Source organism: Comamonas sp. B-9, from assembly GCF_000410635.1.
In the GTDB taxonomy this organism is placed as follows: domain Bacteria; phylum Pseudomonadota; class Gammaproteobacteria; order Burkholderiales; family Burkholderiaceae_C; genus Comamonas.
Genome location: NZ_APCR01000623.1, coordinates 1 through 955, shown reverse-complemented (window position 1 = coordinate 955; position 955 = coordinate 1). Strand labels below are relative to the sequence as shown.

The 955-nt window shown below is 65.2% G+C and carries 1 protein-coding gene; it reads left to right on the top strand.

From position 1 onward, the window contains the following. Positions 1 to 168: 168 nt before the first annotated feature. A partial coding sequence (locus H928_RS0106290) for a hypothetical protein (RefSeq protein WP_204366287.1) occupies positions 169 to 955 on the top strand: 787 nt, incomplete at its 3' end.

Here is a 955-nt window from a genome sequence, read left to right as displayed (position 1 = left end):
CTGCCCAACCGCACCACGGCCGCATGGCTGCAGGTGGCTAAAAACATCGACCTGACCAGCAATGGTTTTATTCGGCGCCGGCGCGGCGTTGCTGCAAAGCTGGCGGGTGACTGCCATTCCGTCTGGGCGGACAAGGCCGACGCGTACATGGTGCGCGATGGCGACCTGGTGCACATAAATGCTCGCAGCCTGGTGCAGACCGCAGTGCTGGCTGGAGTGGGCCAGGCCCCAGTGCAGTACGCCCGCTTGCCCGACGGCATGGTGTACTGGACCAATGGCAACCAGATCGGGCGCCTGGCCGGTGCATCGGCGCGCAGCATTGCTACGCCCGTCCCAAACCCTGTGCCCGTAGCCAGCGCTACCGGTGGCAGCCTGCCGCCTGGCCGCTACCAGGTTCTGTTCACCGCCCTGGGTCCTGATGGCGAATCGCCAACGACCGAGCCCCAGGCCATCCACCTACCAAACGGTGGTGGTGTTGCCATTGCCGGACTGACCCCCAACACCTTGGTCTACGCCACGGGGCCCGATGGCGAGATCTTCAACGAGATCGCCCCCGGCGACTACGTGAGCTTGGGCAACACGGGCGCTGCATGCGGCACCCTCATGCACAAGACCATGCCGGCGGGCCGTGCCCTTGCCCACTATCGCGGCTCGCTGATGGTGGGACGAGGGCGCTTCGTCTATGTGAGCGAACCCTACGAGTACGGCCGGGTGAACCTGGGCCGGGCCTTTATTCCATTCCCCGGCGATGTGTCGGTCATCGCGCCATGCGAGGACGGCGTCTACATCTGCGCCGACAAAACCTATTGGATCGCTGGCGACCCGCTGAACTCGGCCCCCGTGGTGGTGCTGCCCTTTGGCGCCATGCCAGGCTCTCTCGCCTATGACCCCAAGGAGCAGGCCAGCTACTGGCAAAGCGAGCTTGGGGTGATTGTGGCCAAGCCAGGCGGGATTG